The sequence below is a fragment of the Pseudomonas sp. PICF6 genome (assembly GCF_009831705.1).
GTDB lineage: Bacteria > Pseudomonadota > Gammaproteobacteria > Pseudomonadales > Pseudomonadaceae > Aquipseudomonas > Aquipseudomonas rhizophila.
The window spans coordinates 1-6,083 of the sequence record NZ_WUUD01000035.1 but is presented as its reverse complement, the minus strand read 5'-3'; the positions used below and the strand labels follow the sequence as shown (position 1 = coordinate 6,083).

Genomic DNA, 6,083 nt, shown 5'->3' with positions numbered 1-6,083 from the left:
ACCGCGCGCATTGCCGAGCTGGGCTGGACCACCGTCGGTGAAAAACACCTGTGCCCGACCTGCCAGGAAGCCGCCTGATGAAACGCCTGGCCCTGACCGCGCTGATCGGCGCCGGCCTGATGGGTTGCGCCGCCGAGCCGGTGCAATTGCAGCAAAACCGCAGCTACATCCTGGAATGGATTGGCGAACGGCCCTTGATGGACTACAGCAACCTGACCATCACCCTCGGGGACGACGGTCGGGCCTACGGCAACGGCGGCTGTAACCACTGGTTCGCGCCCTACACCCTGGAAGGCCACCGATTGAGCTTCGGCAAGATCGGCAGCACCCGCAAACTCTGCGCCCCGGCGCTGATGGAGCAGGAGACGCGCTTTTTGCAGGCCCTGGAAAAGGTCGAACGCTGGGACATCTCGCCCATTGAGCAAATGCGCTTCTGGCCGGCCCAGGGCAAGCCCCTGCGGTGGTGGCTGGAGGAAGGTTGAGACCCGAACTACGACGAGATCCCTTGTGGCGAGGGGATTTATCCCCGCTGGGCTGCGCAGCAGCCCCGAGCGCCTTGACTGATAAACCGCAGTGGCAAACAGAAGTATGGGCCGCTGCGCGCGCCAGCGGGGATAAATCCCCTCGCCACAAGGTATCCACCCTAGCCCCACAGGTGGTTATTTGAACGCCTGCAACGCCTCAAGCTTGGCCATCACCCCCGCCGCCGTCTGTTCCCCCAACATCTGCTCGCGCACCTTGCCCTGGTTGTCGATGATGTAAGTCACCGGTAACCCTTCGCTGCGCGGGATATCAAAAAAGTCGGCCGGGTCACGGGCCATCACGGTGAAGCGGATGCCCATTTTCTCGCTCGCGCTCTTGAGCTCCTCACCTTGCACCTGATCAAAATTGACCCCGAACACCCCCACGTTACGGCCCTTGAGCTGTTCGGCCAGGGCATTGAACTCGGGGATTTCGGTACGGCACGGTGCGCACCACTCGGCCCAGTAGTTGAGCACCACCCACTGTTTGTCCAGCCGTTTTGAGGCGATAGCCTGGCCGTTCTGGTCAACTCCGTAGTCATTCCCGCAGCCGGCGAGCAATAAAATCCCCATGAATGCCAGTGCCGTCGTCAATCGCCTTGCCATGTGCCAATCCTTGTATTGAATGTGAACGTCGGCGCGGCCCACCGTTTTCGAACGCGCCCGTCTCAGGTGCCTGGTACCTCGCGACACAGTAGAATAGCCGCCACCTTACGCAAGATGCGACCCGCTCATGACCGATCTGACGCTATATCACAACCCGCGCTGCTCCAAATCCCGCGGTGCGCTGGAACTGTTGGAGGCCCGTGGCCTGACGCCCACCGTGGTCCGCTACCTGGAAACCCCGCTCGACGAAGCGCAGTTGGAACGCCTGTTGGCCAAGCTCGGCATCACTGCCCGGCAACTGCTGCGCACCGGTGAGGACGAATACAAGACCCTGAACCTGGCCGATGAAAACCTGAGCCAGTCCCAACTGATCGCCGCCATCACCGCTCACCCCAAACTCATGGAACGACCGATTCTGGAAACCGCTGACAAGGCCGTGATCGGGCGCCCGCCAGAGAAGATCCTGGAGATCCTGCCGTGAGCACACCGTACATTCTGGTGTTGTATTACAGCCGCAGTGGCTCGACCAACGAAATGGCCCGGCAGATCGCCCGGGGCATCGAGCAGGCCGGGCTGGAAGCGCGGTTGCGCACGGTGCCGGCGATTTCCGCCGAGTGCGAAGCGGTATCGCCGGACATTCCCGAACAAGGCCCGCTGTACGCCAGCCTCGATGACCTGAAAAACTGCGCCGGCCTGGCCCTGGGCAGTCCGACCCGTTTCGGCAACATGGCCGCGCCGCTGAAATACTTTCTCGATGGCACCAGCAACCTGTGGCTGACCGGCGCCCTCGTGGGCAAGCCGGCGGGTGTGTTCACTTCCACCGCGAGCCTGCATGGCGGCCAGGAAACCACTTTGCTGTCGATGATGCTGCCGCTGTTGCACCACGGCATGCTGATCACCGGCCTGCCCTACAGCGAGTCAGCCTTGATCGAAACCGAGGGCGGAGGCACGCCGTACGGCCCGAGCCATCACGCCGGGGCCGACGGTAAAAGCGGCTTGAACGAACATGAAGTGGCGCTGTGCCGGGCACTGGGCTTGCGCCTGGCAAAAACCGCCCTACTGCTGGAGAACGGCCGTGGCTAAGAAGCCGAAAATCCTGCCGCCCATTCAGTGGCTGGAACCGCGGGTACGCATCGCCCGGGTCCTGAGCCTGCTGTGCTTTTTCGGGCTGGTGGGGTTGCTCTGTGTGTATTACCTGCTGATCGCCGACCTGCACGGCGCGCGCCCCTGGGTGATTCTGCTGATCGAGCTGGTGCCGCTGCTGATACTGGCGCCAGGCATGATCAGCGGCAGCCCCCGCGGGCATTCGTGGATGTGCTTTGTGGTAAACCTGTACTTCATCAAAGGCGCGCTGGCGGCCTATGACCCGAACCGACAGGTGTTCGGTTTGCTGGAAATGGCGGCGAGCGTGGCGGTGTTCTGCTCGGCGCTGCTGTATGTGCGCTGGCGGTTTCAGTTGAACCGGCGGTTGGCTGGAGAAGGCGAGATTTCCGTCGCCTGATAGATGGCTATCGCGAGCAGGCTCGCTCCCACATGAGATTTGTGGCGTTCACAGATCCCCTGTGGGAGCGAGCCTGCTCGCGATGCGGCCTCAATGATTGACGGTATACGCCAGCATCATCGAAATCTGGCTCATGGGCCTTCCACCACTCTCTTCATGCCACTGGTTGAAGGCCTGCTGCACCGTCGCCAGATCCCGCAGGCTGGTGGGAACTTTGTCGATGATGTCCTGCGCATTGAGCGCCGCCACCACGTCATAACTGGGCACAAAAGTGTCCTTGCCCATCATCCGCAGGAAACGCGGAGCCGACAGACCGCCCAGTTGATGGCCGTGCTTTTTCAGGTAGGTCCACAGGCCTACGATGTCGGTCACCGGCCAGTCGGCGATCAGCGCGCCAAAGCTGCCTTTTTCATGGGCCACGTCCAGTATCAATTGCGCGTTGCGCGGCACGCTCTTGAGCTTGCCCAAGTGACGGATGATCCGCGCGTCCTGCATCAGCCGCTCCAGGTGCTCGGCGCTCATCAGCACGACTTTTTCCGGGTCGAACTTGAAAAACACTTCCTCGAACGCCGGCCACTTGGCGTCCACCAGGCTGTGCTTGAGCCCGGCGCGAAACACCCGCAACGCCATGGTCGAGAGGTAGCGGTCGTCGCTGATCTTGCGCAGTTGGGCCGGGGTCTTGGGAACAGGCAGGTGGGCTTCCAGTTCAGCCGCCGAACCGAAGCGGTTCAGACAATACTCGTGCAGCCACTTGTAATCGCGCATGCCCTCTCCTGGGGTCGGAAATGAAAACGGCGCTCTAAGTGGCCTGGCCACGAGCGCCGTGAATAGGAGCCGCTGAGTTCGTCAGAGGTTCACCACGTTGACGAATCGCGGCGTGGCGCTTTCGTCGATGCGCAGGTTGGTGAAGTCGAACAGGTTACGGTCCGCCAGTTGCGACGGAACGACGTTCTGCAAGCCGCGGAAAATGCTCTCGGTACGGCCCGGGGTCTTGCGTTCCCACTCCTGCAGCATCTCCTTGACCACCTGGCGTTGCAGGTTTTCCTGGGAGCCGCACAGGTTGCAAGGGATGATCGGGAACTGCTTGAAGTCCGAATAGGCCTGGATGTCTTTCTCGCTGCAGTAGGCCAGCGGGCGGATCACCACGTTGCGCCCGTCATCGGCGCGCAGCTTGGGCGGCATGGCTTTGAGCGAGCCGTTGTAGAACATGTTGAGGAAAAAGGTCTCGACGATGTCGTCGCGGTGGTGCCCCAGGGCCATCTTGGTCGCGCCGATCTGGTCGGCAAAGGTGTAGAGCGTGCCACGACGCAGGCGTGAGCACAGCGAGCAGGTGGTCTTGCCTTCCGGGATCAGTTCCTTGACCACCGAATAGGTGTCCTTCTCGACGATGTGATACTCCACGCCCAGCGATTGAAGGTAGGCCGGCAACACATCCTCGGGAAAACCGGGCTGCTTCTGGTCCATGTTCACCGCGACAATGTCGAACTTGATCGGCGCAACCTTCTGCAAATGCATCAGCACATCGAGCAAGGTGTAGCTGTCCTTGCCGCCGGACAGGCAGACCATGACCTTGTCGCCGTCTTCAATCATATTGAAATCAGCGACCGCCTCACCGGCCTGGCGGCGCAGGCGCTTTTGCAGTTTGTTCTGGTTGACCGTAAGAGTGCCCATGACGCGAAATCCGTGAGGTGTGACGAAAGGCCGGCATTTTACGCAAAAAATCCGCCGTCGGCGAAGGCTGATGACATGCCCTTTTGTGGCGAGGGGATTTATCCCCGCTGGGCTGCGAAGCAGCCCCATTATCCAAAGGCTACTGCGGGGCATCAGACCGACTCAGAGGGCTGCTGCGCAACCCAGCGGGGATAAATCCCCTCGCCCCAACGCCAGTGTGTTCGCCAAAGACGATGTACACAGACCCATCGGCGATTAACACCGTCGCCTACAGCGCGATTTGCTCTAAGCCCCCCATCCCCCTGGCGAGAACTCCTTTCTATACTGCGACATAAGGTCGCACACACTTACAGACCTGTACTTACTCGGCCGTTTGGCCCGTAGGCGCTCCGTTGGGGGGCGATGGCAATAACAAAGGAGTGACTGACTATGATCCATCATGTCGTGGGGCTCTTTACCCACCCTGATCAAGAATGGAAAGAAATCCGTGGCGATCAGGAGGAAAGCATCAGCCACATGTACCTCACCCACACGCTGATCCTGGCGGCCATTCCCGCGGTATCGGCGTTTATCGGCACCACGCAGGTGGGATGGGTCATCGGCAACCGGCCTCCGGTGATGCTCACCCAGGAAAGTGCGCTGTGGATGACCATCATGTCGTACCTCGCCATGTTGGGCGGTGTGGCGGTGATGGGCGCCTTCGTGCACTGGATGGCTCGCACCTATGACGCCAACCCGAGCCTGGCGCGCTGCGTCGCATTCGCCACCTACACCGCGACCCCCTTGTTCATCGGCGGCCTGGCGGCGCTCTATCCGCACATGTGGCTGGGGATGATCGTCGGTACGGCAGCGATCTGCTACACCGTCTACCTGCTGTATGTGGGCCTGCCCACTTTCATGAATATTCCTCAGGACGAGGGTTTTCTGTTTTCCAGTTCGGTGCTCGCCGTGGGCCTGGTGGTGCTGGTGGCTATCATGGCGTTTACGGTGATTGTCTGGGGGCTGGGCGTCGGTCCGGTGTATACCAACTGAAGGGTTCGAACCCGCTCAGGGTTCCCTTCTGAAAACAAAGCAATATCTGCCAATACAGGCCGCCGCAAGGCGGCCTTCCTGTGTTTGGCGCTGGCGAAACGACCACTGGGCGTCTGGGCGATTCGCAACGGCCGGCGCTTGCGGCATACTCAAGCCTCTGGAGACCCGTACAGCATGCTTGAGCAACTCAATACCCGCGTCGAAGAGTGTTACCAACAAGCCGAAACCTTTTTCAAACGTCCTTTCAAACGTCCCGTGGTCAGCTTCAAATTGCGTGGCCAGAAGGCCGGTGTCGCGCACCTGCATGAGAATCTGCTGCGCTTCAATCCACAGTTGTACCGGGAAAACGCCGAAGACTTCCTCAAGCAGACCGTCGCCCACGAGGTTGCGCACCTGATTGCCCATCAGCTATTCGGCGAACGCATTCAGCCCCATGGTGAAGAGTGGCAACTGATCATGCGCGGCGTGTACGAACTACCGCCCAACCGCTGCCATACCTACGAGATCAAGCGCCGCAGCGTGACCCGCTACATCTACAAATGTCCCTGCGACGGCAGCGACTTCCCCTTCTCGGCCCAGCGTCACAGCCTGGTACGTCAGGGGCGCCGCTATTTGTGCCGCAGTTGCCGCAATACCTTGGTGTTCAGTGGGGAGACTCGGGTGGAGTAGCAGGTTTTTGTTGCGTCTGGGCTGGCCCCATCGCGAGCAGGCTGAACTGGTCAAGTAATTCTGGACACCAGTTAAGGTTTCAC

At 60.7% G+C, this 6,083-nt stretch carries 9 protein-coding genes; 6 read left to right on the top strand and 3 right to left on the bottom strand.

Annotated features, from left to right (window positions below; translation table 11 throughout):
* Positions 1–77 precede the first annotated feature (77 nt).
* Positions 78–482 carry an META domain-containing protein gene (locus GSM73_RS24630; protein WP_047228736.1) on the top strand — a complete coding sequence of 135 codons (405 nt, stop codon included), beginning with the start codon at positions 78–80 and terminating at the stop codon, positions 480–482.
* A gap of 177 nt (positions 483–659) precedes the next feature.
* Here the strand turns inward: GSM73_RS24630 and GSM73_RS24625 are convergent, their stop codons facing one another.
* On the bottom strand, positions 660–1,127 hold the full coding sequence (locus GSM73_RS24625; RefSeq protein ID WP_076383756.1) for a TlpA disulfide reductase family protein: 468 nt from the start codon (positions 1,125–1,127) through the stop codon (positions 660–662).
* Positions 1,128–1,254: 127 nt separating this feature from the next.
* Between GSM73_RS24625 and arsC the strand changes: the two genes are divergently transcribed.
* From arsC to GSM73_RS24610, 3 genes are read left to right on the top strand one after another with little or no spacing between them, the layout of a single operon-like run.
* Positions 1,255–1,608: an arsenate reductase (glutaredoxin) gene (gene arsC, locus GSM73_RS24620; RefSeq protein WP_076383755.1), complete on the top strand. Its 354-nt coding sequence runs from the start codon at positions 1,255–1,257 to the stop codon at positions 1,606–1,608.
* Entirely contained in the window at positions 1,605–2,210 is a 606-nt protein-coding gene (gene wrbA / locus GSM73_RS24615; RefSeq protein WP_047228739.1) for an NAD(P)H:quinone oxidoreductase, read from the top strand. The genes arsC and wrbA overlap by 4 nt, the downstream gene beginning before the upstream one ends.
* A complete protein-coding gene (locus tag GSM73_RS24610; protein ID WP_076383754.1) occupies positions 2,203–2,628 on the top strand; it encodes a DUF2069 domain-containing protein in 426 nt (141 codons plus the stop codon). Before wrbA ends, GSM73_RS24610 begins: the two co-directional genes overlap by 8 nt.
* 90 nt (positions 2,629–2,718) lie before the next feature.
* Here GSM73_RS24610 and GSM73_RS24605 read toward each other — a convergent pair whose 3' ends face one another.
* Both GSM73_RS24605 and ttcA read right to left on the bottom strand, forming a co-directional pair.
* Entirely contained in the window at positions 2,719–3,393 is a 675-nt protein-coding gene (locus GSM73_RS24605; RefSeq protein WP_076383753.1) for a DNA-3-methyladenine glycosylase I, read from the bottom strand.
* A gap of 81 nt (positions 3,394–3,474) precedes the next feature.
* Positions 3,475–4,299 carry a tRNA 2-thiocytidine(32) synthetase TtcA gene (gene ttcA / locus GSM73_RS24600; RefSeq protein WP_047228742.1) on the bottom strand — a complete coding sequence of 275 codons (825 nt, stop codon included), beginning with the start codon at positions 4,297–4,299 and terminating at the stop codon, positions 3,475–3,477.
* Between the two features lie 429 nt (positions 4,300–4,728).
* Between ttcA and GSM73_RS24595 the strand changes: the two genes are divergently transcribed.
* Positions 4,729–5,331: a Yip1 family protein gene (locus GSM73_RS24595; protein ID WP_047228743.1), complete on the top strand. Its 603-nt coding sequence runs from the start codon at positions 4,729–4,731 to the stop codon at positions 5,329–5,331.
* Between the two features lie 174 nt (positions 5,332–5,505).
* The gene (locus GSM73_RS24590; protein WP_047228744.1) at positions 5,506–6,000 is read left to right on the top strand and encodes a SprT family zinc-dependent metalloprotease; all 495 of its coding nucleotides are present in this window, start codon (positions 5,506–5,508) and stop codon (positions 5,998–6,000) included.
* Positions 6,001–6,083 lie beyond the last annotated feature (83 nt).